Source organism: Mesorhizobium caraganae (assembly GCF_016836705.1).
Taxonomy (GTDB): Bacteria; Pseudomonadota; Alphaproteobacteria; order Rhizobiales; family Rhizobiaceae; genus Mesorhizobium; species Mesorhizobium caraganae.
The window spans coordinates 350,450-376,752 of the sequence record NZ_JAFCGY010000001.1; the positions used below are offsets into that span (position 1 = coordinate 350,450).

Annotated in this window: 21 protein-coding genes; 9 read left to right on the forward strand and 12 right to left on the reverse strand. The window is 64.5% G+C overall.

The features are described from left to right. Nucleotides 1-114 precede the first annotated feature (114 nt). On the forward strand, nucleotides 115-612 hold the full coding sequence (locus JQK88_RS01730) for an invasion associated locus B family protein (protein WP_203277291.1): 498 nt from the start codon (nucleotides 115-117) through the stop codon (nucleotides 610-612). Nucleotides 613-1,431: 819 nt separating this feature from the next. Here the strand turns inward: JQK88_RS01730 and JQK88_RS01735 are convergent. After that, nucleotides 1,432-2,550, reverse strand: coding sequence for an NAD(P)/FAD-dependent oxidoreductase (locus JQK88_RS01735; RefSeq protein ID WP_192259791.1), 1,119 nt, complete (start codon nucleotides 2,548-2,550; stop codon nucleotides 1,432-1,434). Nucleotides 2,551-2,653: 103 nt separating this feature from the next. On the opposite strand from JQK88_RS01735, the gene JQK88_RS01740 reads away from it, so the two are divergent. The 5 genes from JQK88_RS01740 to JQK88_RS01760 all read left to right on the forward strand — a co-directional run bounded on the left by JQK88_RS01740 (nucleotide 2,654) and on the right by JQK88_RS01760 (nucleotide 9,375). Then, nucleotides 2,654-3,556, forward strand: coding sequence for a LysR family transcriptional regulator (locus JQK88_RS01740; protein ID WP_192259789.1), 903 nt, complete (start codon nucleotides 2,654-2,656; stop codon nucleotides 3,554-3,556). A gap of 87 nt (nucleotides 3,557-3,643) precedes the next feature. Further along, nucleotides 3,644-5,722: a hydantoinase/oxoprolinase family protein gene (locus tag JQK88_RS01745; RefSeq protein WP_203277292.1), complete on the forward strand. Its 2,079-nt coding sequence runs from the start codon at nucleotides 3,644-3,646 to the stop codon at nucleotides 5,720-5,722. Nucleotides 5,723-5,726: 4 nt separating this feature from the next. Next, nucleotides 5,727-7,712 carry a hydantoinase B/oxoprolinase family protein gene (locus JQK88_RS01750; protein WP_192259785.1) on the forward strand — a complete coding sequence of 662 codons (1,986 nt, stop codon included), beginning with the start codon at nucleotides 5,727-5,729 and terminating at the stop codon, nucleotides 7,710-7,712. Next, nucleotides 7,709-8,011, forward strand: coding sequence for a (2Fe-2S)-binding protein (locus JQK88_RS01755; RefSeq protein WP_192259783.1), 303 nt, complete (start codon nucleotides 7,709-7,711; stop codon nucleotides 8,009-8,011). The genes JQK88_RS01750 and JQK88_RS01755 overlap by 4 nt, the downstream gene beginning before the upstream one ends. Beyond that, nucleotides 8,008-9,375 (forward strand): FAD/NAD(P)-dependent oxidoreductase, encoded by a 1,368-nt coding sequence (locus JQK88_RS01760; RefSeq protein ID WP_192259781.1) that lies wholly within the window; start codon nucleotides 8,008-8,010, stop codon nucleotides 9,373-9,375. The genes JQK88_RS01755 and JQK88_RS01760 overlap by 4 nt, the downstream gene beginning before the upstream one ends. Before the next feature lie 41 nt (nucleotides 9,376-9,416). On the opposite strand, the gene JQK88_RS01765 is transcribed toward JQK88_RS01760, so the two are convergent. After that, a complete protein-coding gene (locus JQK88_RS01765) occupies nucleotides 9,417-10,742 on the reverse strand; it encodes an NAD(P)/FAD-dependent oxidoreductase (RefSeq protein WP_192259779.1) in 1,326 nt (441 codons plus the stop codon). 223 nt (nucleotides 10,743-10,965) lie between these two features. On the opposite strand from JQK88_RS01765, the gene JQK88_RS01770 reads away from it, so the two are divergent. After that, the gene (locus JQK88_RS01770; protein ID WP_192259777.1) at nucleotides 10,966-11,442 is read left to right on the forward strand and encodes an Lrp/AsnC family transcriptional regulator; all 477 of its coding nucleotides are present in this window, start codon (nucleotides 10,966-10,968) and stop codon (nucleotides 11,440-11,442) included. 95 nt (nucleotides 11,443-11,537) lie between these two features. Here the strand turns inward: JQK88_RS01770 and JQK88_RS01775 are convergent, their stop codons facing one another. The 7 genes from JQK88_RS01775 to JQK88_RS01805 all read right to left on the reverse strand — a co-directional run bounded on the left by JQK88_RS01775 (nucleotide 11,538) and on the right by JQK88_RS01805 (nucleotide 19,939). Then, nucleotides 11,538-13,193, reverse strand: coding sequence for an ABC transporter ATP-binding protein (locus tag JQK88_RS01775; RefSeq protein ID WP_203277293.1), 1,656 nt, complete (start codon nucleotides 13,191-13,193; stop codon nucleotides 11,538-11,540). Next, nucleotides 13,190-14,041 carry an ABC transporter permease gene (locus tag JQK88_RS01780; RefSeq protein ID WP_203277294.1) on the reverse strand — a complete coding sequence of 284 codons (852 nt, stop codon included), beginning with the start codon at nucleotides 14,039-14,041 and terminating at the stop codon, nucleotides 13,190-13,192. Before JQK88_RS01780 ends, JQK88_RS01775 begins: the two co-directional genes overlap by 4 nt. Further along, nucleotides 14,038-14,988: an ABC transporter permease gene (locus JQK88_RS01785; RefSeq protein ID WP_203277295.1), complete on the reverse strand. Its 951-nt coding sequence runs from the start codon at nucleotides 14,986-14,988 to the stop codon at nucleotides 14,038-14,040. The genes JQK88_RS01780 and JQK88_RS01785 overlap by 4 nt, the downstream gene beginning before the upstream one ends. Nucleotides 14,989-15,077: 89 nt before the next feature. Next, nucleotides 15,078-16,688, reverse strand: coding sequence for an ABC transporter substrate-binding protein (locus tag JQK88_RS01790; RefSeq protein WP_203277296.1), 1,611 nt, complete (start codon nucleotides 16,686-16,688; stop codon nucleotides 15,078-15,080). A 64-nt stretch (nucleotides 16,689-16,752) separates the two neighbouring features. Then, entirely contained in the window at nucleotides 16,753-17,445 is a 693-nt protein-coding gene (locus tag JQK88_RS01795; protein ID WP_376740377.1) for an HAD-IA family hydrolase, read from the reverse strand. Nucleotides 17,446-17,712: 267 nt separating this feature from the next. Then, nucleotides 17,713-19,086 (reverse strand): aspartate aminotransferase family protein, encoded by a 1,374-nt coding sequence (locus JQK88_RS01800; RefSeq protein WP_192259765.1) that lies wholly within the window; start codon nucleotides 19,084-19,086, stop codon nucleotides 17,713-17,715. A 13-nt stretch (nucleotides 19,087-19,099) separates the two neighbouring features. Then, complete coding sequence (locus tag JQK88_RS01805) at nucleotides 19,100-19,939, reverse strand: GNAT family N-acetyltransferase (protein ID WP_192259763.1); 840 nt, start codon at nucleotides 19,937-19,939, stop codon at nucleotides 19,100-19,102. A 320-nt stretch (nucleotides 19,940-20,259) separates the two neighbouring features. Here JQK88_RS01805 and JQK88_RS01810 point away from each other — a divergent pair, with 320 nt between their 5' ends. Both JQK88_RS01810 and JQK88_RS01815 read left to right on the forward strand, forming a co-directional pair. Beyond that, a complete protein-coding gene (locus tag JQK88_RS01810) occupies nucleotides 20,260-20,928 on the forward strand; it encodes a haloacid dehalogenase type II (protein ID WP_192259761.1) in 669 nt (222 codons plus the stop codon). 16 nt (nucleotides 20,929-20,944) lie between these two features. After that, the gene (locus tag JQK88_RS01815; protein ID WP_192259759.1) at nucleotides 20,945-22,219 is read left to right on the forward strand and encodes an NAD(P)/FAD-dependent oxidoreductase; all 1,275 of its coding nucleotides are present in this window, start codon (nucleotides 20,945-20,947) and stop codon (nucleotides 22,217-22,219) included. Between the two features lie 39 nt (nucleotides 22,220-22,258). Here JQK88_RS01815 and JQK88_RS01820 read toward each other — a convergent pair whose 3' ends face one another. The 3 genes from JQK88_RS01820 to JQK88_RS01830 are packed head-to-tail and all read right to left on the reverse strand — an operon-like array spanning nucleotide 22,259 to nucleotide 26,251. Next, nucleotides 22,259-23,716, reverse strand: a complete 1,458-nt coding sequence (locus JQK88_RS01820; protein WP_203277297.1) for an NAD-dependent succinate-semialdehyde dehydrogenase — start codon at nucleotides 23,714-23,716, stop codon at nucleotides 22,259-22,261. 17 nt (nucleotides 23,717-23,733) lie between these two features. Beyond that, nucleotides 23,734-24,777: a tartrate dehydrogenase gene (locus tag JQK88_RS01825; protein ID WP_192259755.1), complete on the reverse strand. Its 1,044-nt coding sequence runs from the start codon at nucleotides 24,775-24,777 to the stop codon at nucleotides 23,734-23,736. Nucleotides 24,778-24,787: 10 nt separating this feature from the next. Beyond that, entirely contained in the window at nucleotides 24,788-26,251 is a 1,464-nt protein-coding gene (locus tag JQK88_RS01830) for an aldehyde dehydrogenase family protein (RefSeq protein WP_192259753.1), read from the reverse strand. Between the last annotated feature and the right edge of the window lie 52 nt (nucleotides 26,252-26,303).

Genomic DNA, 26,303 nt, shown 5'->3' on the forward strand with positions numbered 1-26,303 from the left:
GCGGATTACCCGGCTCGTCCATTCTGGGCGTCTCCTTCCGGGCTGCCGCCAGGGGAAACAGAAAGGTAATTTGTAATGCGCATATCCCACTTGACCCACGCGGTTGCGGCGGCGGTGACGGCTTCGATCGTGCTAAGTGCACCGGCGTCGTCTCAGGAAGCTCCCGCGTTGCCTGGTGGTGCTTCGTCGCTCCAGGAGACCTACCAGGACTGGAACGTCGCCTGTCAGAGCACGCCCAAAATCGTCTGCGCGACCTCGCAGCAGCAGACGCAGCAAAGCGGCCAGCGCATCCTGGCGATTGAGTTGCGCAAGGGCGAAGCCGACGCCGTTTCCGGCAATCTGGTCCTTCCCTTCGGGCTGCTGCTCGATGCAGGCGCGACGTTGCAGATCGATGAGGGACAGCCGCGCGAACCTCTGCGGTTTTCGACCTGCGTGCCGGCCGGCTGCCTCGTGCCGCTCAGCTTGGATGCCGAAACGGTTGCCGCCCTTCGCGCGGGTACGGCGCTGCGCATCAAAGCTCAGGACACCGACAAAAAAGAGGTGACTCTGTCGGTCTCGCTGAAGGGGTTGGCCGCCGCACTCGACAGGCTCAAGGTTTTGGTGGGCGCCTGAGATACGGCATTCATAGGTCTCCTCGACCGGAGCGTTCCGTCTTCGCACGCGTAGACCAAGGTCAGGACCGAACACCGGTTCTCGCGACGGTCAAAGGCAATGACTAGGTCGAAGGCGGTTGCCGCTGGAATGAAGGTCAGCTCGGGAACCGGCAAGGAGCCAGCAACTGACATTGGGTCGTTTGCCGAATATCCGCTTCAGCCAATTGTATTTCGAAGGCGGACCGCCTGCTTCCGGCCCATTGCGGTCATTCTGGAACATGGCTCCGAAGGGCTGCATATGTTCACAAGGAGGCGTTGGAGTTAGCTAAAGTCGACTTTATGGCGTTACGGGAGCATGCGGAACGATACGGGAAGATTTCTGATTTGGGCCCACGAAAAAGTCAATAAAATCAAGGATTCTGATACGTCCTCCGGGCCCACCAACTTGTTGCAAATCAGTGGTTTGCGCTCAATTCTTTGAGTTTGAATTGAGCGTCATCGGGTAAGTCTCTGCCTTTGAGTGAAATGGTTTAGGCCCGTTCGTCAATTTTCTCCGTCTCGTCGATGGCACCCGTCACACGTAGCTCGACACTCCCGGCTTCGAAAGACCCTTCGGCGATGCGTGCGGTATTCGGCGGCAACGACGTGCAATTAGGCGGGGTTCCGAACTCGGCCGTGCACGTCCCCCCGCCAGTACTGGCCGTCGATGGCCAAAATCATCTGGGTACCTAGCGCGCAACGCTCGCTTGAGATCCTCATACTCGAGGGGTCGGCGAGAACTGACTATCACGCCTTCGCAAAAAGGGCCATCGTTGCGCGGATGTCGACAGCTACTCCTTCAGGCTGCGCGGCCGAAGCGATCGACCCTGAAATCGTCGAGCGGCGTTTCGCAACGGTCGGTCATGATGAGCTCGGCCATGGCATCGCCCACGCCCGGACCGAGCTGGAAGCCGTGTCCGCTGAAGCCGAAAGCGTGGAACAGGCCTGGCGTCGTCGCCGAGCGTCCCATGATCGGCAGCATGTCTCTGACATAACCCTCGCAGCCGGACCAAGTGCGAATGACTGTAGCCTGCGCGATCGCCGGCAGCAGCCGCGCGACGGCGCGCAATTGCAATGGAAGGCGCATGGGATCGGCGCTGGCGTGGCCTGGATCGAGATTGACCGCCACTCTTTCGGCCGCTCCGCCGAAGACGATGTTGCCCCGCTCGACCTGACGCAGATAGGCGCCATGGTCCTTGTTGCGCGTCCAGATGCCGACCACCGGCAAGATCTGATGCGGCAGCGGCTCGGTCACGCCCATCTGCGGGCCACGGGCGTCGAGCGGAACCGTTTCGCCGAACTGCGCGGCGATGCGCGCGCCCCAAGCACCGGCGGTGTTGAGCAGACACTCGGCGGCGAATGCACCTTTTGAACTGGCTACAAGGAAGCTGGAGCCCGTGTGCCGGATCGTCTCGACCTCAGTCGCCTCGACGATTTCGGCGCCCAGCCTGCGGGCTGCCTCGGCAAAGGCCGGTGCGATCAGCCGGGAATTGCCGCTGCCATCGTGCGGCGAGAACGACGCCGCAACAGCATCAGGACCGAGACCGGGAAAACGGGCGCGAATCTCGCGCCGGCTTAGCTCCGCCAGCTCAAGCCCCCAGGGCAGCGCCGCCTCGGCATAGGCCCGCATGTCGGCGAGGCTATCTTCATCGAAGATCAGCCGGATATGGCCGGTAGCGCGGAATTCCACGTCGCGGCCAAGCATTTTTTCGGCCTCGCCCCACAGCCTGAGCGAGCGATGGGCCAGCGGAAGCTGGGACAGATGACGCCCCGTGCGCCGGATGTTGCCGAAGGAGGCAACCGTTGCTCCAGTGCCGATCCGGTTGCGCTCGATCAACGTCACGCGCGCGCCGTGCTGGGCCAGGAAATAGGTCGAAGCCGTTCCCATCAGTCCGCCGCCCAGCACGATCACATCCATGGCGCCCTCTTGCAATGAATCATTGACCAATCTTGTCGGCGCCACGGCATTGCGTCAAAGATGGGTTTGGATAGAAGCCATAAGCTTTACCTATGGAGTAGCAATGCGGGCCCGGCAGCTCGAAGTGTTCATCGCTGTTATGCGCGCGGGCACCGTGACCGCCGCGGCGCGGCTGCTGAACATCTCCCAGCCTGCTTTGAGCCAGATCCTGCTCCACGCCGAGGACGAACTCGGCTTCACCTTGTTCGAGCGGGTGAAAGGCCGGTTGCGACCGACCCCGGAGGCGCTCGAGATCTTCCCTGATGCCGAGAGGTTGTCAGCGGGGCTTGAAGGCTTGCGCCGCAAGACCACCGATCTACGCTTGGGTCGGGCAGGGCTGGTGCGGGTCGCGGCCTCACCGCCGCCGGCCATGGCTATCTTGCCGCGTGCGTTCACCAAATTCCGGGCCCAGCATCCCAACATAATGTTGCGCGCTCATAGCGCGCCGATCGCCGCCATCGTCGACATGCTGCGAGCAGGCGACGCCAGCCTCGGCGTGGCCATGGACGACCGGCTCCCTCCGGATATTGAGGCGGAGGTGATCGGCAGCGTCGGCTTCGCATGCCTGCTGCCCGCCGGGCATGCGCTGCAAAAGAAAGCCGAACTGACGCTCGCCGACCTCGTCGGGGAGGAGTTGATATCGTATCGCGGCAACACCCGTCCTGCCGACGAACTGGCCCACGCTGCCCGCGCGCAAGGTGTGACGCTTTCGCCGTCGCTCGAGATCGACGTATCCATCTCCGCGGTCGGTTTTGTCCAGGCCGGTCTGGGCATCGCCTTGGTCGACGCGCTGCTGCCTTGGCATCAGTTTGACGGGCTTGCGGTCAGGCTGCTGGCAGGCCCGGAATTTCCGATCGCGCTTCTCACCTCGCGGACGCGGGCCCTTTCACGCGCCGATGAGATGATGCGCGATGAGATCCGCGCGGCCTGTGCCGCCGTCCTGAATGAGCATCGCGCGAAAGCATAAGCAAGACTTATATCCTTGCTCATCATACGTCTTGGACCCGCACCATCCGGCATGCCAATTTGCTTGGCAGACAGGAAGGGACGCATCATGGATGGTGTCATCACGGCGGATAAGGCGCAGAACAGAGCCGACTGGAAGGTTGGCGTCGATATCGGCGGAACATTCATCGATTTCTGTGCGCTCGAAGCAAATTCCGGACGCCTCGCCTCGCTAAAGGTGCTGACGACGCCAGAAGATCCGGGCGCCGAACTGATGACCGGTCTTACCCTTCTGGCCGAGCGCGAAGGTTTTGATCCTGCCCATATGACGCGCTTCGTGCACGGCACCACCGTCGGCATCAACACGATCATCCAGCGCAAGGGCGCGCCGCTGGCGCTGTTCACCAATGCCGGCTTCGAAGACGTGATCGAGCTCGCGCGGCTGCGCATGCCGGAGATGTATTCTCTGTTCTGCTCGCGTCCGGACCCGCTGATCTCGCGCGACATGGTGTTCGGCATTCCGGTCCGCATGCGCGCCGATGGAAGCGAATCCCAGGCGCCGGACATGGCGGTGGTGGCCAGCGCGGTGGCAGCGGCGAAAGCGAATGGGGCGCAGGGGATCATCGTCTCCTTCCTCCATTCCTGGCGCAACGCCGCGCAGGAGGCTGCCGTCAAGGCGACGATCGCGCGTCTCGCTCCCGACCTCTTCGTCTTCTCTTCGGCCGAGGTGTGGCCGGTCATCCGCGAATACGAGCGCAGCTCGACCGCCATTCTCAATGGTTATGTCCATCCGCGCGTCTCGGGCTATCTGACGGCGCTGGAAGAGCGGCTGAAGGACCGCGGCGTGCCGGCCCGCCCGATGCTGACGAAGTCGAACGGCGGGCTGATGAACGCCGCCGAAGGCAAGCACGCCTGCGTCAACATGTTGCTGTCGGGAACGGCCTCCGGTGTCATTGGCGCCTCGTGGCTGGCCCGTCAGGCTGGCGAAGACAAGATCCTTACCCTCGACATCGGCGGCACCTCAGCCGACTTCGCGCTCATCATCGACGGCGAGCCGCAGTTCGGCACCGGCGAACTGATCGGCGAATTTCCGCTCCATATCCCCTCCGTCTCGGTGAGCTCTATCGGCGTCGGCGGCGGCTCGATCGCCAGCGTCGACGCGCAAGGGGTGCTGCGCGTCGGGCCGGAGTCGGCGGGTTCGACGCCGGGACCGGCATGCTACGGCCGTGGCGGCGAGCGGGCGACGGTGACGGACGCCATGGTGGTGTGCGGATGGCTCGGTCACAGCGAGATGGCCTACGGCCAGCTCAGGATCGATACAGGACTGGCGCATCGCGGGGTCGGCGAGCTTGCCGCCCGGCTCGACCGACCGGTCGAGCAGACCGCGCAGGCGATCCTCGACATTGCGGTGTCGGAGATGTTCGTCGAGGTCGAGAAACTCGCCTCGCGCACCGGCGTCGACTTGCGCGATTTCACGCTGATGCCCTTCGGCGGCGGAGGCCCGATGCTCGGCGCCTTCCTCGCCCGCGAACTCGGGATGAAGCGCGTCATGGCGCCCCGCCGTCCCGGCGTGGTGTCGGCGCTGGGCGGGTTGGTGGCGGATCTGCGCGGGGACTTCATCCGCACCATCTTCAGCCCGCTGTCGAGCATGTCGCTTGCCGGAATTCGCGAGGTCTTCGAGGCCCTGGCACGTGAGGGCCGCGACTGGCTCGCGGCGCAACGTCATGACGGGGAGGCGGAGCTCAATTTGTCCTGCGACATGCGCTATGTCGGACAGAGTTATGAGATCGAGGTCGCCCTTTCACCGGAATGGCTGACGGACGGCAATGCGGCCGCCATCGCACAGGCCTTCCAGCTCACCCATCAGCAGCTCTACGATTTCCACGACCCGGACGGCGAGATCGAACTTGTGAATGTCCGGCTATCCGCCGTAGGCGCGGGGCCGAAGCTCTCCTTCCTGGAGACAGACGAGATCCGTGCCGCCGCCGTTCCGGCGCGCCGGCTCCCGGTCTATACGGGCGCTGGCGTCGAGATCGTCGACCTCCACGACCGGCAGGCCCTGGTGCCGGGCAGCACGTTCCACGGGCCTGCGGTGGTCGTGCAGGAAGACACCACCTTCGCAATTCCCGCTGGAGCACAGGCACGGGTCGACCGTCACCTCAACCTTTTGCTGACCTTCCCGGAGTGATGCCATGTTTGACCGGACAAATCTGCAGGTTCTGGCGAACCATGCCCGCGCGGCGGCCGAGAACATGGCCCACACGCTGCACCGCACTGCGCACTCTGCCTTCGTCAAGGAGACGCAGGACTTCACCGTGATGCTGATGGATCGTTCGGGCGCGACCTTCGCCGTGCCGATGGACCTCGGCGCCACCTGGTATCCGGGGCTTTCGTATCACCGCGCCATCGCGATGGTCGACGACTACCGGCCGGGCGACGTTGCGTTCACCAACGATCCCTATTCGGGCCACGTCGCCACGCACGCGCCCGACACGCATCTGTGGAAGCCGGTCTTCGTCGATGGCGAGATCGTCGCCTGGGCCGGAGGGCATATCCACAACACCGACATGGGTGGCGCGGTGCCGGCCTCGCTCAGCCGGGCGCTGACCGAGATCCATCAGGAAGGCATTCGCTTTCCGCCGATGAAGCTGGTGAACGAGGGCGTCTTCGACGAGACGATACTGCGGATCATGAGCACCAATGTGCGCAAGCCCGACCTCAACATCGGCGACATCAAGGCGCTGGTCGGCGCGCTCAACACCGGCGAGCGCAAGATCCAGGCGATGGTGAGGAAGTTCGGCAAGGCCGGCTTCATCGAAGGCGTTGCCGCCCTTCTCGACCATGCGGAGGCGCAGGCGCGCGGCGTGCTGCGTTCGATGCCCGACGGCACCTGGGAATTCGCCGACTATGCCGACGAGGATTCCGTCGAGGCCAATCCGTGCCGGCTGAAGCTGACGCTGACGATCAGGGACGACGAAGCGGTGCTCGACTTCACCGGCTCCGATCCGCAGCTCGGCTCCTCGCTCAACGTGCCATCAGGCGGCGACCCGCGACACACCATGCTGCTGGTGGGCGTCTACTACGTGCTCTACACGCTCAACCCGAAGATCCTGCTCAATACGGGCCTTACCAGGCCGTTCACCTGCATCACGCCCGAAGGTTCGGTGCTCAATCCGGTCCATCCCGCCGCAGTGGGCATGCGCTCGCTCACCTGCGCCCGGCTGCGGTCGGTCATCTTCGGCGCCTTCTCGCAAGCCGTGCCGGAGCGCCTGCCAGCAGCACCCGCCGGCAACAACTGCATCGTCAACGTCATGACCACGGAGGAGCGGACCAGCCGGACCGTCATCGCGGCGGTGAACCCCGTGGTGGGGGGCGGTGGTGCGATGCCGCATCGCGACGGCACCAACGGATCGGGCGCCGACGCCGCCTATCTCAAGAACACGCCGATCGAGATCACCGAGACCGAGACCCCAGTCGAATTCGTGAAGTACGGGCTCGCCAGGGACAGTGGCGGTGCAGGGCGCTGGCGCGGCGGCCTGGCGACCGAGATGGCCTTCCGTGTCTTCGCCCCCGACTCCAGGATCACGGCGCGCAACCGGGACCGCAGCTTCTTTCGTCCCTGGGGTGTGCTGGGCGGCAAGGCGGCCGGCCTGTCTGACATGGTCGTCAATCCGGGGACCGAGCACGAGCGGCGGCTGGGCAACATCGACACGGCGGTCCTGCAGCCTGGCGACGTGCTTTATATCCGCTCCGCCGGCGGCGGCGGGCGCGGCGATCCGCATGAGCGCGAGCCCTGGCAGGTCGCGCAGGATGTGCGGCGCGGCTATGTTTCGGCGACGGCGGCCGAGCGCGACTATGGCGTCGTCATCCTTGACGGCGAGGCCGACGAGCAGGCAACGGAAAGGCTGCGCGCACGCAAGGGGCCAGCCGCCGGCCACTTCCATTTCGGTCCGGAGCGCGACGGTTACGAAGCGCAGTGGACGCCGTTGGCTTACGACCGGCTCACCGCCATACTGAGGGACTTGCGGGTCCATTGGCGGTTCTTCGCCAAGACGGAGATCTTCCGCCGCATGAAGGGGCGCTCGGGGCCGGAAGGCGTCCAGGCGGCGTTCGATGCGGTCTGCGAACGGTTCCCCGAACTGCCGCGTCCGCGCCCCGTGCGAGAGGCCGCGGAATGATCATCGCCGGCCGCATCGTCCGACTGGCTGAACGCGACCGGGCGCAGCTGCATTTCTTTCTCGACGGTGAGATGCGCGGCGCGCTAGCGGGCGACACCGTGCTGACCGCCATGCTGGCGTCAGGGCACGCGTTGCGAAAGTCCGAGTTCGGAGCCGAGCCGCGTGCTGGCTTCTGCCTGATGGGAGCCTGCCAGGATTGCTGGGTATGGCAGGACGAGGGACCGCGGCTGCGGGCGTGCTCGACACTTCTCAGCGAAGGCATGCGGTTGCGCACGATGCCATCGGAGAGCTGGCTGTGAGCGAGACCCCGTCGCCGCGGATCGTGATCGTGGGCGCCGGTCCGGCTGGCATAAGGGCTGCCGCGACGCTTGTGGAGGCCGGGCTCCACCTGGTGGTGATCGACGAAGGGCAGCGCGCAGGCGGACAGATCTATCGCCGCCCGCCCGCCGGGTTCACCCGCACCGCGAAGCAGCTCTACGGGTCGGAGGCGGCGAAGGCGGACGCGCTGCATGCGCTGTTTGACTGGCTGGCCAAAGAGGGGCGGCTCACCCATTGCGCGGCGAGTTCGGTTATCGCCGCGCAGAACGGGCGACTGCACGTGCTGGGGGAGGGCGGCGTGCAGCTAGTCGGCTATGACCGCCTGATCCTTGCCACCGGCGCGTCCGACCGTGTCGCTCCGGTCCCGGGCTGGCAGAGCGCCGGCGTCTACGGCCTCGGCGCGGCGCAGATCGCGCTCAAGGCGCAGGGCGTGGCGCTTGGGCGGCGCATCGTCCTGATCGGATCGGGGCCTTTGCTGACGCTGGTCGGCGCCCAGCTCGTCAAAGCTGGAGCCGATGTGGCGGCGGTGCTGGACACTTCTCCCTGGCATCAGCAGATGCGGGGGCTCTGGCAGCTTGCCGCCCGGCCGCTCGTCACGCTGCGCGGTCTGGCCCTGCGAGCAAGGCTCGGCGGCCGCTACCATGCGGGCGTGACGCTCGAGCGGATCGAGGCTGACGAAAAAGGTGTCACGGCGATGCGTTGGCGCGACGCCGGCGGCCGGGAGTACCGCACCCCTTGCGACATGATAGGCATGGGCTGGCATCTGCGGGCAGAGACGCATCTGGCCGACCTTGTGGGGTGCGCCTTCACCTATGACGAGCAGTGGCGGCAATGGCTGCCGAAGACCGACGAGATGGGTCGGGCCGGCAACGGCGTTTATCTGGCGGGCGATGGGGCTCGTCTTCTGGGAGCGGACGGCGCGGAGATCGCGGGGCGTCTCGCGGCGGCGGCATGCCTTGCCGATCTCGGAATTCCGGCGCGGTCCACCGGCGGCGATCTGCGCAAGCTTGCGCGGCTCGAGCGCTTTGCCCGTGGCCTGGCTTGCGCCTTTCCCTGGCCGGCAGCGATGGCGCGGGCACTCCCCGACGACGCGGTCGTTTGCCGCTGCGAGAACGTGATTGCCGGAGCTGTACGCGAGAGCGCGGGTTTCGGCGGCGGCGAGGCCAACAGGGTGAAATCGCTGTCGCGCGTCGGCATGGGGCGATGCCAGGGGCGCTACTGCCAGTTGGCTGCCGTTGAACTTGTTGCGGCGCAAGCCGGCTGTGCGCCCGGCGCTGTCGGCCGGTTTCGCGGGCAGGCGCCTGTCCGCCCGGCACCTATCGGTGCCTTTCTCCGGGACGGTTGATGCAATTCCGGAGGCCACACCAGGATGGCATGGATCACATCCTAGAAGTCGGCGACCTTCCCCCAGGCCGAAGCGTCGAAGCGTCGGGGATCATAGGATGTCGCATCGACGACCGGTTCCGAGCCGGTCATCAGATCGGCGACGAGATGCCCGGCGCCGGGTCCGATGCCGAAGCCGTGTCCCGAAAATCCGGCGGCCAGGAAGAAACCCGGAACACTATGGATCTCGCCGATGGCAGGCACGCCGTCCGGCGTGCTGTCGATATAGCCGGCCCAGGCTGCGCTGATCCTGGTCTGGCGCAGTGCCGGCAGCAGCTCGAGTGCCCGGGCGTGGGTCAGGCGGATCGTCGCCTGGTCCGGGGCCGGATCGAGGATGCGCATCCGCTCCATCGGCGTCGACTGGTCGAGCCGCCAGTGCCTAAGCGTTTCGTGGCCCGAGCGCACGCCCTGCAGACCGCCGGGCGCGAGACTTCGCCACCGCTTCAGGAACATGGGCAGGAACTGCGACGAGAAACGCAGCTGCTGCGGCGTGACGTCCACGCGGCCGCGTCCGCTTATGGCGAGCGTATAGCCACCATCACTGCGACGCGTGGCCGAGATTCTTGCCGTGTGCAGCGCGTCCGGCAGGCCCTCCGCGCCAGGCGAGACGGACAGGATGGAGGAGCGGACCGACGCCTGCGGAAAGCGGAAACCGAACTGATGGCAGAAGGAGGAGGCCCAAGCGCCGCCGGCCAGGACCGCCACCTTGGTCCGGATCGTTCCGTTTTCCGTGACCACGCCGCTCAGGCGCCCGCCTTCGGTCTCGATACCGCGCGCGGCGCAATTCTGGTGCACGGAGCCCCCGAGCTTGAGGATGGCGCGGGCGACCGAGGGCGCGGCCCGCGACGGGTCGGCCGTGCCGTCGGTCGGCGAGAAGACGCCGCCGTTCCAGGTCCGGCCCGTGGCGCGACCCCGCTCGCTGGCCCCGGCGCTGTCGAGCATGTGCGTGGTGACGCCGGCCGTTTTGGCGAAGTCACGCCAGCGCGCCCAGCCGGCCAGTTCCGCGTCGTCATTGCTGAGATAGAGCAGGCCGCAGCGCCGAAAGCCGGTGTCCTCGCCGGTTTCCGCCGCGAAGCTGTTCCACAGATCGAGGCTTCGGGTTGCCATCGGCAGCTCGCGGGCGTCGCGGTTCTGCTGCCGGCACCATCCCCAGTTCCTGGAGGATTGTTCGGCGCCGATGCGTCCCTTTTCGACGAGAGCGACCTGCATGCCGCGCCTGGCCAGGTAATAGGCCGCGAAGACGCCGACGATGCCGCCGCCGATCACCACCGCGTCCGCGGACTGTGGCAGTTCGCCAGATGTCTCGATTTGCTGCAATTGAGCGCGCATGGTCTCTCTGCCTCGATACGCCAATCTAACGCGTTGCGCAGGCAGCCGCTGCTGCAGTTGAGGCCGAGGCAGAATTTTATTCCGGCAGATCGGTTGAAATCGGAAGTCACTGCGTTTCAAAGTAGTGTCGGCTTGGATGGACAGGCCGGCGGGCTGTGGTAGGGTCGATGGCTGTTGATACGGCAGCATTTTGTGCTGTGGCATGCGTTCTTCGGAGACGGCCGTGAAACTGGATCGGATCGACATCAAAATTCTGCACGAATTGCAGAAGAACGGCCGCATCACCAATGTGGAACTGGCCGATCTGGTGCATCTGTCGCCGAGCCCGTGCCTGATGCGGGTCAAGAAACTCCAGTCGGAAGGCTACATCGAAGGCTATTCGGCGCAGATCAATATCGGCAAGCTTGGCCAGACGCTGACCGTTTTCACCGAAATCACCTTGAAGAACCACCGTCAGATTGACTTCGCCCGCTTTCTCGCTGTCGTGGAGAAGATCGAGCAGGTCATCGAATGCCATCTTGTGTCGGGCGGCTACGACTATTTGATGAAATTCGTGACCTCCGGCATTAGTGAGTATCAGACGATCATGGAGCGACTGACCGACATGGATATCGGCATCGACAAGTATTTCAGCTTCGTGGTGCTGAAGTCTCCCATCGTCAAGGCGCACATGCCGCTGCCCAGCCTGTTTCCGATGTAGTCGGAGCAATTCCAGTCAAAGTGTGAACGGTTTTCAGTCCGGAATTGCGTCAAGAGATCGAGCGGTTCGCCGTTTCCTTGAAACGGTGAACCGCTCTATCGATGGCCGTACTGGCTGACGAGCTCGGGGTCGCGGACGAGGCCATCGAGCCACGTTGGGTCAAGCTTCGGCACGGAGGAGAACAGAAGCTTGGAATAGGGGTGGGTGGGCGCCGTCAGCTTGTCGGGCGTGATCTGCTCCACCCGCTCCCCGTTGTACATGACCATGATCTCGTCGCAGATGGCCTCGACGACGGAGAGGTCGTGGCTGATGAAGATGTAGGAGAGTCCCAGCTCGCGCTGTAGTTCCTTGAGCAGCTCGATCACGGCCGCCGCCACCACTGTATCGAGCGCCGAGGTGATTTCGTCGCAGATGATGAGCTTGGGGTTGGCCGCCAGCGCGCGTGCGAAGTTCACCCGCTGCTTTTGCCCACCAGACAGTTCCGATGGATGACGGTAGCGTAATCCCCTCGGCAGGCGCACCATGTCGAGCAGTTCGTCGACGCGCTCCGAGCGCGCCTGCCTGTCGAGCCGGTGATAGAAGGCCAGCGGACGGGAGATGATGTCCTCCACGGGCTTCGCCGGATTGAGCGCGGTATCGGCATATTGGAACACGATCTGCATCTCGCGCAGTTGGTCCTGGCTGCGTTTCCTGGCGGCCCGCTGCAGTTCCTTGCCGTCGAAGACGATATTCCCGGCCGCCGCCGGATGGATGCCGGCGATGACGCGCGCCAGCGTCGATTTTCCGCAGCCGGATTCGCCGATGACGCCGAGATTACGCCCCTTCTCGACGACCAGACTGACGGAATCGACCGCGCGGATGAGTGGCAGTCCGTCAGCTCGCACCGCGCCATAGCCGGCAGTCACATTGTCGATACAAAGCAGCTGCCTAGTCCCGGCATCCACGTCCGCATGCGCTTGGCGCGGCTTCGGTTCGAAGGCGGCCAGCAATTCGCGTGTATAGGGGTGCTGGGCAGTCGAAAGGATTGCCGCCGTGGTGCCGGTCTCCTGCACCTCGCCACCCTTCAGCACCACGATGCGGTCGGCGATCTGAGCGACGACCGCGAGGTCGTGGGAAACATAGACACCCGCTATCCCGCCCGCCCGCATGACCGACTTGAATGCCTTCAGCACGTCGATCTGCGTCGTCACGTCGAGTGCTGTCGTCGGCTCGTCGAAGATGACCAGCTTGGGATCACTGATGAGCGCCATGGCCGCCGACAGCCGCTGCAATTGCCCGCCGGAAACCTGGTGCGGATAACGGGCGCCGATCCCTTCCGGATCCGGCAGCGACAAGGCCCTGAACAGCTCGACCGCGCGCTGGCGCGCCTGTGCGGGCGACATCAGCTTGTGGATGCGCGTGACCTCGATGACCTGATCCATGATCGTCGACGAGGGGTTGAAGGCAGCGGCAGCACTTTGCGGGACATAGGCAATATCGGTGCCGCGCAGCTTGGCGCGTTCCTTCTCGGAGAGCGCAGCCATGTTCTTGCCGTTTACGTTGATCTCGCCGCCGGTGATCCGGCAGCCGGGCCGCGCATAGCCCATCAGCGAGAGCGCCACCGTGGTCTTGCCGGAGCCGCTTTCGCCGATGAGGGCGACGATCTCGCCGTCGGCGATGTCGAGGCTGACGCCCTTGATGATTTCGACAAGTCGTCCGGCGTCGGTCTTCGCCTCGATCCGCAGGTTCCTGACCTCGACGAGATTGCTCATGTATCCCGGTCCCTGATCTTCTGCGGCAGGTTGTCGATCAGCAAGTTGACGCTGATGGTAAGGCTGGCGATTGCCAGCGAAGGCACGATAACGGCTGGCGCCGCGAAGGGCAGGCCGCCGATGTTCTCGCGCACCAGCGCGCCCCAGTCGGCGAGCGGTGGCTGCAGGCCGAGCCCCAGGAAGGAGAGGCCGGAGAGCAGCAGCACGATGAAGACGAAGCGCAGCCCGAAGTCGGCCAGCACCGGGCGGATGATGTTGGGGAGGATCTCGGACCCGATGAGATAGAAGGTGCTCTCGCCACGGACGCGCGCGACGGTCATGAAGTCCATGGTGTTGATGTTGACGGCGAGCGCCCGCGCGAAGCGGTAGGCGCCGGGGATGTAGATGACGGCGAGCGTCAGGATCAGCACCGGGATCGACGAGCCGACCGCGGCGACGACCACGAGGCCGAACAGCTTGCTGGGGATCGAGTTCATGGCGTCCAGGAAGCGGCTGAGGCAGGTGTCGAGCCAGCCGCCGGTGACGGCCGCGATCATCCCCAGCATGACGCCCGAAAAGCAGGCGATGGAGACGGCGGCGAGCGATATGCCGACGGTGTAGCGTGCGCCCATCAGAACTCGCGAGAGCATATCGCGCCCCAGATAGTCCGAGCCGAGCCACAGTCCCTGGCGCATCGGGCCGAAATAGTCGTCGTCGACGATGTCGCCGATCGAATGGGGAAGGACGTAGGGCGCCAGGATCGCGACGAGCGTCCACGCCAGGATGACCAGTGCGGCCACAACACCCACGAGGCTGTAGCTGTAGCCCAGGAAGGACCGTCGGAGGGTTGCCGCGCGGGCCATCGTCATCTGAGCCTCGGGTTGGACATGATGGCGACGATATCGGCGGCGGTGATGAGGAAGAGATAGCCGAAGCAGAAGATCATCGCGCAACTCTGGATCAGCGGCAGGTCGCGGGTCGCGACGGCATCGACCATCAGCTTGGCGATGCCGGGATAGTTGAAGATCGTCTCGACGATGATGACGCCGCCGACCAGATAGGACAGCGAGAGCGCGACCGCGTTGACGATCGGCCCGAGAGCATTCGGAAGTGCGTGCCTGAGGACCATGCGGCTGCGCGAAGCACCTTTCAGAAGCGCCATCTCCACATAAGGCGTGGAGAGCGTCTCGATCACCGCGGCGCGGGTCATGCGGATCATCTGGGCGGAGATGACGAAGGTGAGGGTGATCACCGGCATCGCATAGATGCGCACGAGATCGGTCATCGAATGCGCCTCGTTGACCGAGGACAGCGCCGGCAGCCATTTGAGATAAACGGCAAAGAGCAGGACCGCGAGGGTCGCGACCATGAATTCCGGCACGGAGATGACGCCGATCGACAGAATGGTGACGGTGCGGTCATAGACAGAGCCGCGCAGCATGGCGGCGGTGATGCCGAGCGTCAGCGCCAGTGGCACCGAGAGCAGCGTAGTGATGCCGGCGAGCTTCATGGTGTTGACCAGGCGCCCGCCGATCAGCGCCGCGACCGGCATCTCGTTGGCATAGGAATTGCCGAGGTCGCCGTGGAGCAGGCCGACAAGCCAGAGCAAGAAGCGCAGGATCGCCGGATCGTTGAGATGCATGGCCTCGCGCAGGCCGGCGACCGCTTCCGGAGTCGCCGCCTGGCCAAGCAGGATCGACGCGGTGTCGCCTGGCAGCATGCTGGTGGCGAAAAACACGGCGAACAGGACGATCAAAAGCGTGACGGCCGCAATCCCCAGCCGCTTCAGCACTAGGTTGAGAACCCGAGACGTCATGGAAGCGCTCCCCGCGGTTGCGTTCGGCCAAAACACTCTTGCGCAATGCAGTGCCGAGGACCGGCTGACCGGCCCCCGGCAGGCTTTTCCTAGGCTTCGAGCCAGAGATATTCCGCCATTGCGTAGCCCATCATGCCACCGAGCGGGTTCGCCTCCAAACCCTTCACCTTGCTGGAGAGGGCATCCACGTTGGAAATGTAGGCCGGGATGATGGTGCCGGCCTCCTCGGAGACCATAGACTGCATCTGGCCGTAGATCTCCTTGCGCTTGGCCTGATCGAGCGAGCCGCGCGCCTCGATGAGCATCTTGTCGAACTTCTCGGACTTGTATTGGCTTTCGTTCCACGGCGCGTTGGAAGCGTAGAGGAGCGAGAACAGGATGTCCGGCGTCGGACGCGGATTGATGTTGCCGAAATGGATTGGCGCCTTGAGCCAGTAATTGTCCCAATAGCCGTCGGCCGGGACGCGCTGGACGTCGAGCTTCATGCCGATATCCGCGCCGGCGGCCTGGATGATCACCGCCATGTCGATCGACGAGGTCGCGGCGTCGGAAGCGATCACCGGGATGGACTGGCCGAGCAGGCCCGCCTTCTGGAAGTGGAACTTCGCCTTGTCCGGGTCGAAAACCTTCGGCTTGACGTCGGGATTGTGGAAGATATTTGCCGGCGAGACAGGCTGGTCGTTGCCAATCTCGCCGAGGCCGCGCAATGCCGATTTGACGATCTGCTCGCGGTTGACGAGATACTTCATGCCGGCAACGAAGTCGGCCTTGCTGCCTGGATCCATGTCGAGCCGGATGTTGAGGTCGGTGTAGTTGCCCGAGGTCGTCTTCGACAATTCGAAGCCTTGCTGGCCGCCGATGAGCTTCATCGCGCGCGGATTGATCGAGGCGGCAAAATTGATGTCGCCGGAAAGCAGGGCGTTGACGCGAGCGCTGTCGTCGCTGATGGCGATGAACTCGAAGGAGTCGAGATATGGCTTGCCCGACTTCCAGTAGTTCTTGTTCTTGGTGACCACCGAACGCACGCCCGGTTCGAACGTTTGCAGCACGAAGGCGCCGGTGCCATTGCCCTTGGAGAAGTCCGTGGTGCCGTTCTGGACGATCATGAAGTGGTGCAGCGCCAGGATGGTCGGCAGGTCGGCATTCGGGTCGGCCAGCGTGATTTCGACGGTCGATTTGTCGACCGCCTTGAAGCTGGACATCTGGGCGGCGATCTTGGCGACCTTGGAGCCGACCGCCGGATCAAGATGACGCTTCAGCGAGAAGACGACGTCGTCGGCGGTGAGGTCCTTGCCGTCGTGGAACGTGACGCCCTTGCGCAGCTTAACGGTCCAGGTCTTGGCGTCCTTGCTGTCGAAGCTCTCGGCCAGCTCCATCTGCGTGACGCCATCCTTGTCGAGGAAAGTCAAGCGGTTGTAGAGCGAGCAGCAGCGGACATAGTCGGTGGAGAGCGACGCTTTTGCAGGATCGATCGTGTCGGCGGTCGATGACGACCAGCCGGCCGCCTTGAAATTTCCGCCGGAAACCGGCTCGGCGGCGACGGCATTGGTGGCGCGGCCGAGCGCCAGGCTGCCCGCGGCAACCGCGGCGCCGCCGGCCAGCAGCATCTTGAGGAGTTCACGGCGGCTCGCGCCCCGCCGAATGGCGTTTTCGACCATGGCATCGTCTGCACTGGTCCAGTTCGTGATCTTGTCGGTCATGGTATTCCCCTTTCTGTTTGTTTTCCGGGATGCTCGTCTTGTTGCGGCTTTCCGGGGCTTGGGCTTAGATTCGTTCCTTCAGGCTTTCCCGCACGGCCGCCGCCAACGCGGCCATTGAGGTGAAGTGGTGGTCCGGCACGGTGAAGCGCTCGGGTTCGATCGTGCCGCCATAACCCTTCTGGGCGTGCCGGCGCTCGATCCAGCAGTTGGTCATGCCAAGCGCCCGGGATATGCCGATGTCGTGGTACTGGCTTTGGGCGACGTGCAGAATGTCGTCCTTGCTGTCGCCGCGAGAGGCGACGAAATCGAACACCTTCTGGAAAAAGGCCGGGTCCGGTTTCTCCGTGCCGGTGTCGTCAGCGGTGAAGATAGCGAAGAAGGGCGATCCCAACTGCTTCTCGAAATGATCGAGCGCCCAGCGCCGGGCATTAGTCATGGCAATCAGCTTGTGTGACTTCGCAAGCTCGGCCAGTGCCGCCGCGCTGTCGGGAAAGCCTTGCCAGGCGCTGGCGGAGTCTCGCAGCCGGATGCCGTATTTCTCCTCGGCCGGCAGGCCGAGTTGCGGCGCGACAACCATATAGACACGCACGAGATCGTCGGGAAACAGGCCCGCATCGGGCATGTAGCGGGCCTGCCGGTAATGGGCGAGCGCGGCTTCGCCATCGATGGCAACGCCGGCGTCGGCGGCAATCCCGGCCAGGCAGGTCGTGATGCCGCTTTCGAAGTCGATCAGCGTGCCGACGACATCGAAGGTCATGTATTTGAATTCGCTAAAGCCCCTGGCCAAGACTGGCTCTCCTCTGCGCGCGGCCGAATTGCATGGTGCTGAACAGAACAAAATTCCGTGCTGTCCGGGGCATCGGCCTTTTCAAAAACCCGGAAGTTCGGGGCTTCTGGCCTTGTCTTATAAGCAGTCTGGCACTTCCCCCGCGCCGGATTCGCCGAAAAGGCGCTGGGCTGCGGCACAAAATTGCGAAATCGTCTGCCCCGGCGCTATTTCGAAACACGTGGTATTTGTCGCCCGTCATGCCAGGGCCTGGCGGACGTCGGCATCGTCCAGCGTCTGGTCGAGTGTCCGGCGCGTGCGCTCGATGATCGCATCGATGTCGTCGTCGGTGCAGCAGAGCGGGGGAGCGTAGCCGATAACCCCGTTGGCAAAGGCACGGATGATCAGGCCATTGTCCCACGCCCTGTCGAAGACGCGCCGCGCCGGCACGGCCGATGCGGGAAGCGGTGTCTTCTTCCTTTTGTCGACCACAAGTTCGATCGCGGCAAGCATCCCACGACCGCGAACATCGCCGACGAGCGGGTGATCGCTCAGGCTTTCCAATCCCGCCATCAGGCGAGCGCCGGCCTTGATGCCATTCTCCAGAAGGCCGCCTTCATAGAGCTTCAACACCTCGAGCGCGACGGCGGCACTCACGGGATGGGCGGAATAGGTGTAGCCGTGGCCGACCGCCGAAGCGCCCGCGCCGTCGGCGATGACATTATAGACATGATCGGTCATGAACACGGCGCCCATTGGAACATAGCCCGAGGTCAACCCTTTCGCGGTCGTCATGAAGTCGGGAACGATGTCCTCTTCCGTGCAGGCGAACAGAGGTCCCGTGCGGCCGAAGCCGGTGATGACCTCATCGGCGATGAACAGGATGCCGTACTCCCGGCAAAGTTCGCGCAGCGCCTTGATCCAGCCTTTCGGCGGAACAATGACACCGCCCGAGCCCTGGATCGGCTCGGCATAGAAGGCAGCGACCCGCTCCGGTCCAATCTCCTCGATCTTGGCCTTCAGCGCGGCGAGCGATGCGGCGATGATCGCGTTCGCGTCCTCGCCCACCGGGTTGCGATAGGGGTATGGTGAGGGGATCTTATGCTGCCATTCGAAGGGAATGCCGAAACCGGCGTGAAAGGCGGGCAATGCGGTCAGGCCAGCGCCGACCACCGATGACCCGTGATAACCCAGCTCGATGGAAATGAGCTGGTCGCGCTGCGGCTCGCCCCTGGCATTCCAGTAGTAGCGGACGAAACGGATCGTGCTGTCGACCGCGTCCGACCCGCCAAGCGTGAAATAGACGTGATTGAGATCCCCGGGCGCGCGCTCGGCCAGTTCCGAGGCGAGCCGTATGGCCGGCTCCGAGCCGAGGTCGAAATAGGCAGTGGCGTAGGGGAGCTCGTGCATCTGCCGGGCCGCGGCCTCGACGATGCTGTCGTGGCCGTAACCGGCGTTGACGCACCACAGCCCCGCAAAACCGTCAACGAGTTGCTTGCCGGACGCATCGGTCACGGTCGCGCCCTTCGCCGATTTCAAGACGCGCACGCCGAGCGCCTCATGGCCGCGGTATGATGAGACCGGATGGATGAGATGGGCGCGGTCGAGTTCGATCAGGGAATTGGCGAGCATTTTATCCTCCGGACTAGCCGAGCGCCTGGTTGGCGAGGGCGTAAACTTTTGGCCTGGTCTGTTCCGCGACGCTCTTGGGCGGACGGTCCATGGCCACGCCTCCGCCGACATGGGCGAGGCCGATTTCCCCGAGCCAATCGGCGATGCCGGTCCGGCTGTCGGTATCCACACGCAGGAAGGCGCCGGGGCGCGATGTGGCGAAGAAACGGATGAGTGCCTTGGCGTCCTCGACATTTCCGGCGATGACCGGGCCGATCACCTCGCCGCGTCCGAACGGGCGGATCGCCGCATAGGCCTCGATGGCGTGATTGTGGCGGATGACCGCGAATTCGCCGCGCTCGGCCAACGCATCGATCAGTGCTTCTCGGTCCGCGCCATAAGCCTCGCGGTCCATCGCTTTGATCGTCGGCAGATCATCGGCACTTGCTGCTTCCACGCCTTCAGGCGCGTCAAGCTCTGCGACCTTGCCCTGATACTGGAGAACGGTCCCAGAGGGTACGAAGCCCAGTTTCTCATAAAGAGGCATGCCGTCCGTCGTCGCTACAAGCCGCAGCGGACGGTCTTCTGCAAGAGCGAGTGCCTGTTCCATGAGCCGGCGCCCAAGCCCCTTGCCCCGCACGTTCTTGTCGACGATCACCATGTTGATCATGGCGCAATCGGCGCCGTAGGGCGTCACCAAGATGGTTCCGGTGACGCGGCCCTGGTCGTCGAGCGCGACCACGCCGCTGGAGAGCCGCAGCGCCATCTGCCAGTCCTGCGGGCGGTGCGGCCAGTTCTCCTGGCGAGAAAGCGCCACAGCGCCCTCGATATGGTCCGGCCCGAACGCCTGGAGTTGGATCTCGCCCTGCTGCATGAGGCTTCCCTTCCGTCTGATGCCAAGTCTCGGCCATCGACGCGCCGCAGATCGTCTGAAGGCGTCGGTTCCGGCGGTATCTTTCGCCGTAGCACAAGGGGTGCGCCGCATCTTGTGCTGGCGCCCTCCGCGGCGGATGCCTTTGACGCTGTGGCCGCCGCTCCGATTAACCGTCAAGATGCTACAGCGTGCCAAACCGGACGGCGGATACGGAACTTTCTGCTTTCGGGAGGGCCATTTCGGTCAGGAGGGTCGCAAACTGCCGTCCTATGATGGAATGCATCCCAACGCGAATGTGCTTCCACTGGAGATCGACGGACATGGCTTCTTTCAGGCCCAAATATATCACCTTCGACTGCTACGGCACGTTGACCAATTTCCAGATGGCGGAAGCGGCGCGAGACCTTTACGGCAGCCGGCTCGACGAACCGCGTATGCAGGAGTTCATCAAGAACTTCGCCGCCTATCGGCTCGACGAGATCATGGGTGACTGGAAGCCCTATGCCGAGGTTGTCCACAACGCGCTCGAGCGCTCCTGCAAGCGCAACCGCGTCCCCTTCAGCCCCGACGATGCCACGATGGTCTACGAGCGTGTCCCGACCTGGGGGCCTCACGCGGACGTTCCGGCCGGCCTGGCGAAGGTCGCCAAGGAAATTCCGCTGGTCATCCTGTCCAACGCCATGAACGCGCAGATCATGTCCAATGTCGAGAAGCTCGGCGCTCCGTTCCATGCCGTCTACACGGCTGAGCAAGCGCAGGCCTACAAGCCCCGGTTCAAGGGGTTCGAGTACATGCTCGACATGCTGGGTTGCGGCCCGGAAGATATTCTTCACTGCTCGTCCTCGTTCCGCTACGACCTGATGTCGGCACACGATCTCGGCATCAGGAACAAGGTCTGGGTCAACCGCGGCCACGAACCGGCAAACCCGTACTATGGTTATGTCGAGATATCAGACATTTCCGGTCTTCCGGGAGTGGTCGGGCTTTGAAACAGGCGGATCGTCGATGAAACTGATCTCCTACTGGCACGATACCGCCCCTGTCTTTTCCGGCGGAGCGCAAGGCCCCGTCGAGGGGCACTATGATGCCGTCATCGTCGGTGGCGGCTTCACCGGTCTCGCCGCGGCGCGCCAACTGGCGAAGGCCGGCGCGAAGGTGGCGGTGCTGGAGGCTGAGCGGGTGGGCTGGGGCGCATCCGGCCGCAATGGCGGGCACCTGAACAACGGCCTCGCTCACAGCTACCTCTCTGCCAAGGCGGAACTCGGCAAGGAACGCGCGATCGCGCTCTACCGCGCGCTCGACGACTCCGTCGACACCATTGAGGCGCTGGTTGCCGAAGAGGGCATCGACTGCAATTTCCGCCGCGCCGGCAAGCTGAAGCTCGCCTCCAAGCCGCAGCATTTCGAAGCGATCGCCCGCAATTTCGAAGCCCTCCATGCGGAAGTGGATCCGGATACGGCGCTGCTGTCGGCGGCCGACCTCAAATCCGAGATCGGCTCGCCCTTCCACGGCGCGATGCTGTCGAAGAAGAGCGCCATGATGCATATGGGCCGCTATGTGGCAGGCCTTGCGACAGCCGCCGCCCGCCACGGCGCCATCATCCACGAGAATGCGGCGGTGACCGACCGCAAGCAGGTCGGTGGCAGGCATGAGCTGACGACCTCCCGCGGCCGGATCAGCGCCGACAATGTGCTGGTAGCGACAGGCGCCTATACCACGCCGAATTTCGGCTATTTTCGCCGCAGGATTATCTCCGTCGGCAGCTTCATCATCGCCACGCGGCCGTTGAGCGACGCCGAGATCGCCGCGACCATGCCCGGCAACCGGACATGCGTGACCTCGATGAATATCGGCAACTACTTCCGGCTTTCACCGGACAGGCGCCTGATCTTCGGCGGTCGCGCGCGCTTCTCGGCGACATCGGACCAGCGCTCGGATTCGAAGAGCGGACAGATATTGCAGGCGGGCCTCGCGGCGATCTTCCCGCAACTCGCCAAGGTCGAGATCGACTATTGCTGGGGTGGGCTGGTCGACATGACCAAGGACCGTTTTCCGCGGGCCGGCTACCACGACGGCGTCTGGTACGCGATGGGCTATTCCGGCCACGGCGCGCAGCTTTCCACCCATCTCGGCATGATCCTCGCCGATGCCATCCTCGGCCGCGAAGACCGCAATCCGATGAAGGGGCTCGAGTGGCGTTCCATTCCCGGCTATTCCGGCAAGCCCTGGTTCCTGCCGATGGTCGGCCTCTATTACAAGGCGCTCGACCGGGTCCAGTGAGCTTCGATCCGGTCCGTTTGGGCTCTCAGCCAAATTGCCTCAGCTGAGCCCGCCCATGTGGAAGCTCTTCATCTCGAGATATTCCTCGATGCCGATCTGCGCTCCCTCACGGCCGAGGCCGGACTGCTTGACGCCGCCGAAGGGGGCGACTTCCATCGAGACCGAGCCGGTGTTGAGCCCCACCATGCCGAACTCCAACGCCTCGCCGACGCGCCAGGCGCGCTTCAGGTTCTCTGTGTAGAAGTAGGAGGCAAGGCCGTAGGGTGTGCCGTTGGCGAGCGCGATCGCCTCCTCTTCCGTCTCGAAGCGGAAAAGCGGCGCGACCGGGCCGAAGGTTTCCTCGCCGGCGAGCTGCATGTCTTTTGTGGCGCCGGTCAGCACCAGCGGCGCGACATACTGAAGACCGTCGGGCAATGCCGGCCTCGTTGTGATGATCGAAGCACCCTTGGCGAGTGCGTCCTCGACATGGCGGTTGATCTTCTCGACCGCCGCCATGTTGATCATCGGCCCGATGGCGACGCCGGGCTGCGTGCCGGGCCCGACCGTCATGGCGTTGACTCGAGCAGTGAGCTTCGCTGCGAAGGCTTCGTAGACACCGGCCTGGACGAGGATGCGGTTGGCGCAGACGCAGGTCTGCCCGCCATTGCGGAACTTCGAGACAAGCGCGCCTTCGACGGCGAGATCGAGATCGGCGTCGTCGAAGACGATGAGGGGCGCGTTGCCGCCGAGTTCGAGGCTGAGCCGTTTCACGCTGTCGGCCGCACCGCGCATCAGCAGCGAACCGACCCGCGTCGAGCCGGTGAAGGAGATCTTGCGAACGGTCTCGTTCGCCATGATCTCGTTGCCGATCTCGGCCGGCATGCCGGTGACGATGTTGATGACGCCGGCGGGGATGCCCGCTCGTTCGGCAAGCACGCCGAGCGCCAGCGCCGAGTAGGGCGTGAACTCGGATGGCTTGATCACCACCGTGCAGCCGGCGGCCAGCGCCGGCGCGACCTTGCGGGTGATCATCGCATTGGGGAAGTTCCACGGCGTGATGATTCCGCAAACGCCGACCGGTTCCTTCAGCACGATGATGCGCCGGTCCGGCGTCGGCGAGGGGATGGTATGGCCGTTGACGCGGCGTGCCTCCTCCGCAAACCATTTGACGAAGGAAGCGCCGTAACGGATCTCACCCCTGGCCTCGTCCAGCGGCTTGCCCTGTTCCGTCGTCAGGATCAGCGCGAGATCGTCCAGATGCGCCAGCATCAGGCCATGCCAGGCCTCCAGGAGGCCAGCGCGCTCGGCGTTGGTCTTCTTCTTCCAACCAGCATAAGCGGACGCTGCGGCCTCGATGGCCGCCCGGGTCTCCGGACCGGCCATGTCGGGCACCGTGCCGATCGCGCACTGAGTCGCCGGATCGACGACATCGACCGTCTTTCCGGAAGAGGCCGCGACCCATTTGCCGCCGATCAGGCCGGCCTCGCGGAACAGACTTTTGTCTTTCAGATTTTTCATCGAAAACGACCTTGCAATCAGGTGAGCGCCGCGACGACCGCGGCGGTGATGGCGTCCGTGCGGTCTTTGCCGGGAAGCGTGCCTATGCCTCTGGCGGTTGCGGCCTCGACCGCCTGCATGACGCGGCCGGCCGCAGCCTTTTCGCCGAGATGGTCGAGCATCATGGCGCCGGACCAGATGGTGGCGATCGGATTGGCGATGCCCAGATGCGCGATATCGGGCGCGGAGCCGTGCACAGGCTCGAACATCGACGGCGCCGAGCGGTCGGGATTGATGTTGGCGGAGGCGGCGTAGCCGAGCCCGCCCTGGATCGCTGCGCCGATGTCGGTCAGAATGTCGCCGAACAGGTTGGAGGCGACGACCACGTCGAGGCTCTCCGGCGCCATGATCATGCGCGCGGCGAGCGCGTCGACATGATAGCTGGTCACTTCGACGTCCGGATAATCCGCGGCCAGCTTTCGCGTGATGTCGTCCCAGAACACCATCGAGTATTTCTGCGCGTTGGACTTGGTGACCGAGGCGAGCTTCCGCCGCCGCGACCGCGCCTGCTCGAAGCCGAAGCGCAGGATGCGCTCGACGCCGGCGCGGGTGAAGATCGAGGTCTCTACGGCCACCTCATCCAGAGTTCCCTGATGCACGCGCCCGCCGGCGCCCGAATATTCGCCCTCGGTGTTCTCGCGGATGCACAGGATGTCGAAGCCCTCGGCCCGCAGCGGGCCCTTCACGCCCGGCAGCAGACGGTGCGGCCTGATGTTGGCATATTGCACGAACGCCTTGCGGATTGGCAGCAGCAGGCCGTGCAGCGAGACCGAATCCGGCACCTCCGCCGGCCAGCCGACCGCGCCGAGAAGGATGGCGTCGAAGCCGCGCAAGGTGTCGATGCCGTCCTGCGGCATCATGCGGCCGGTTTCCTTGAAGAAGCGGCAGGACCAGGGGAACTCGGTTCCCGTCAGCGCAAAGCCGAAGTTTTTGGCCGCGGTTTCCAGCACCGTCCAGGTGGCGGCGGTCACATCGCGGCCGATGCCGTCACCTGGGATCAGGGCGATCGAATAGGACTTCATCGGCTTCTCTTCACAGGCTGATCAGGACGCTCTTGGTCCTGCGGTTGGCGAGATAGGCCTCGCGGCCGAGATCCTTGCCGATGCCGGAGCGCTTGTAGCCGCCGGTTGGCAGGATATGGTCGCGCGAGCGGCTGTAGCGGTTGACCCAGACGGTGCCCGCTTCGAGCTTGCGCGCGAAGCGGATGGTACGGGACAGGTTGGAGGTGAACAAGCCGGAAGCCAGCCCGTAGGTCGGATGGCTCGACAGCGTCAGCGCTTCTTCCTCGGTCTCGAACGTCTGGACGGTCAGGACCGGGCCGAAGATTTCCTCGATGATTGCAGGATTGGCCTGATCGACATTGGTGATCAGTGTCGGTTCGTAGAAATAGCCCGGGCTGTCCATGGCGGCGCCGCCGATCAGGCATTCGCCGCCGGCTTCGACCGCGGCTCGCACGATGCTGTCGATGCGCGCTCGCTGCCGTTCCGAGATAACAGGCGAATACTGCGTCGTCTCGTCCCAGGTCGGGCCTGGCCGCACCGCCTTCATCCGTTGCAGGATGGCGGTCGTCAGCCTGTCGGCGACACTCTTCTCGACGATCAGCCGCGTACCGGCCACACAGGCTTGGCCGGCATTGAAGGTGACGCTGCTGGCGATCGCCATTGCTGCCTTGTCGAGATCGGCATCGGCAAAAACAATCTGCGGGCTCTTGCCGCCGAGTTCCAGCGTCATTGGCTTGACGCCGGTACGAGCGACGTTCTCCATGATGGCCGAACCGGCGCGGGTCGAGCCGGTGAAGGAGACCTTGGTGATGTCGGGATGACCGGTCAGCGCCGTGCCGGTCGTCGGACCGTCGCCGACCACCACGTTTATGAGCCCTGCCGGCAGGCCCGCCCTGATCGCGAGTTCTGCCATGTAGACAGCAGAGAAGGGCGTCATTTCAGACGGCTTCAGCACGACAGCGTTGCCCGCGGCCAGCGCCGGGCCGAGCTTCCATCCGGCCATGGAGACAGGGAAGTTCCAGGGTGTGATCGCGCCGACCACGCCATAGGGCTCGCTCATGATCATGCCGAAGGTGGCGTCGTCGGTCGGCACGAGCTCGCTGCCTTCCTTGTCGGCGAACTCGGCAAAAAAGCGGATCTGTTCGGCGGTCACGGCAATGTCGCCGGCAACGAGCTGGCCGACGGGCCGCGTCGAGGACAGCGCCTCGATCCTGGCGAGCGTTTCGGCTTCCGCCTCGATCAGGTCGGCCCAGGCCTGGAGTGCTTTGGTGCGCTCGCGCGGCCGGACGCCGCCCCAGTTGCTGGCCTTAAGCGCCGCCTTGGCGTTTGCCACCGCACGGTCGACCATGTCTAAGCCAGCCACAGGGCAGGCAGTATATGACCTGCCGTCCGAGGGGCGGCGCATTTCGATCCCGCCCTCGGTCGAGATCAGTTCCCCGCCGATGAGGTGGCCGACGGGGAGGGGGATTGTATCGGGATTGAAGCTTAGGCTCATCGACAACCACTCTGCGGCGTGGTCTGGAGCCTAGCGCGTGCTGGCACGCAGC

What these genes read in the sequence shown, in the direction of transcription:
- JQK88_RS01800 (WP_192259765.1), bottom strand. Translation starts at nt 19,086, where the DNA reads ATGCTCGCCAATTCCCTGATCGAACTCGACCGCGCCCATCTCATCCAT.
- JQK88_RS01825 (WP_192259755.1), bottom strand. Translation starts at nt 24,777, where the DNA reads ATGAAGTCCTATTCGATCGCCCTGATCCCAGGTGACGGCATCGGCCGC.
- JQK88_RS01790 (WP_203277296.1), bottom strand. Translation starts at nt 16,688, where the DNA reads ATGACCGACAAGATCACGAACTGGACCAGTGCAGACGATGCCATGGTC.
- JQK88_RS01805 (WP_192259763.1), bottom strand. Translation starts at nt 19,939, where the DNA reads ATGCAGCAGGGCGAGATCCAACTCCAGGCGTTCGGGCCGGACCATATC.
- JQK88_RS01755 (WP_192259783.1), top strand. Translation starts at nt 7,709, where the DNA reads ATGATCATCGCCGGCCGCATCGTCCGACTGGCTGAACGCGACCGGGCG.
- JQK88_RS01735 (WP_192259791.1), bottom strand. Translation starts at nt 2,550, where the DNA reads ATGGATGTGATCGTGCTGGGCGGCGGACTGATGGGAACGGCTTCGACC.
- JQK88_RS01810 (WP_192259761.1), top strand. Translation starts at nt 20,260, where the DNA reads ATGGCTTCTTTCAGGCCCAAATATATCACCTTCGACTGCTACGGCACG.
- JQK88_RS01830 (WP_192259753.1), bottom strand. Translation starts at nt 26,251, where the DNA reads ATGAGCCTAAGCTTCAATCCCGATACAATCCCCCTCCCCGTCGGCCAC.
- JQK88_RS01795 (WP_376740377.1), bottom strand. Translation starts at nt 17,445, where the DNA reads ATGACCTTCGATGTCGTCGGCACGCTGATCGACTTCGAAAGCGGCATC.
- JQK88_RS01820 (WP_203277297.1), bottom strand. Translation starts at nt 23,716, where the DNA reads ATGAAAAATCTGAAAGACAAAAGTCTGTTCCGCGAGGCCGGCCTGATC.
- JQK88_RS01780 (WP_203277294.1), bottom strand. Translation starts at nt 14,041, where the DNA reads ATGACGATGGCCCGCGCGGCAACCCTCCGACGGTCCTTCCTGGGCTAC.
- JQK88_RS01815 (WP_192259759.1), top strand. Translation starts at nt 20,945, where the DNA reads ATGAAACTGATCTCCTACTGGCACGATACCGCCCCTGTCTTTTCCGGC.
- JQK88_RS01775 (WP_203277293.1), bottom strand. Translation starts at nt 13,193, where the DNA reads ATGAGCAATCTCGTCGAGGTCAGGAACCTGCGGATCGAGGCGAAGACC.
- JQK88_RS01765 (WP_192259779.1), bottom strand. Translation starts at nt 10,742, where the DNA reads ATGCGCGCTCAATTGCAGCAAATCGAGACATCTGGCGAACTGCCACAG.
- JQK88_RS01785 (WP_203277295.1), bottom strand. Translation starts at nt 14,988, where the DNA reads ATGACGTCTCGGGTTCTCAACCTAGTGCTGAAGCGGCTGGGGATTGCG.
- JQK88_RS01745 (WP_203277292.1), top strand. Translation starts at nt 3,644, where the DNA reads ATGGATGGTGTCATCACGGCGGATAAGGCGCAGAACAGAGCCGACTGG.
- JQK88_RS01740 (WP_192259789.1), top strand. Translation starts at nt 2,654, where the DNA reads ATGCGGGCCCGGCAGCTCGAAGTGTTCATCGCTGTTATGCGCGCGGGC.
- JQK88_RS01750 (WP_192259785.1), top strand. Translation starts at nt 5,727, where the DNA reads ATGTTTGACCGGACAAATCTGCAGGTTCTGGCGAACCATGCCCGCGCG.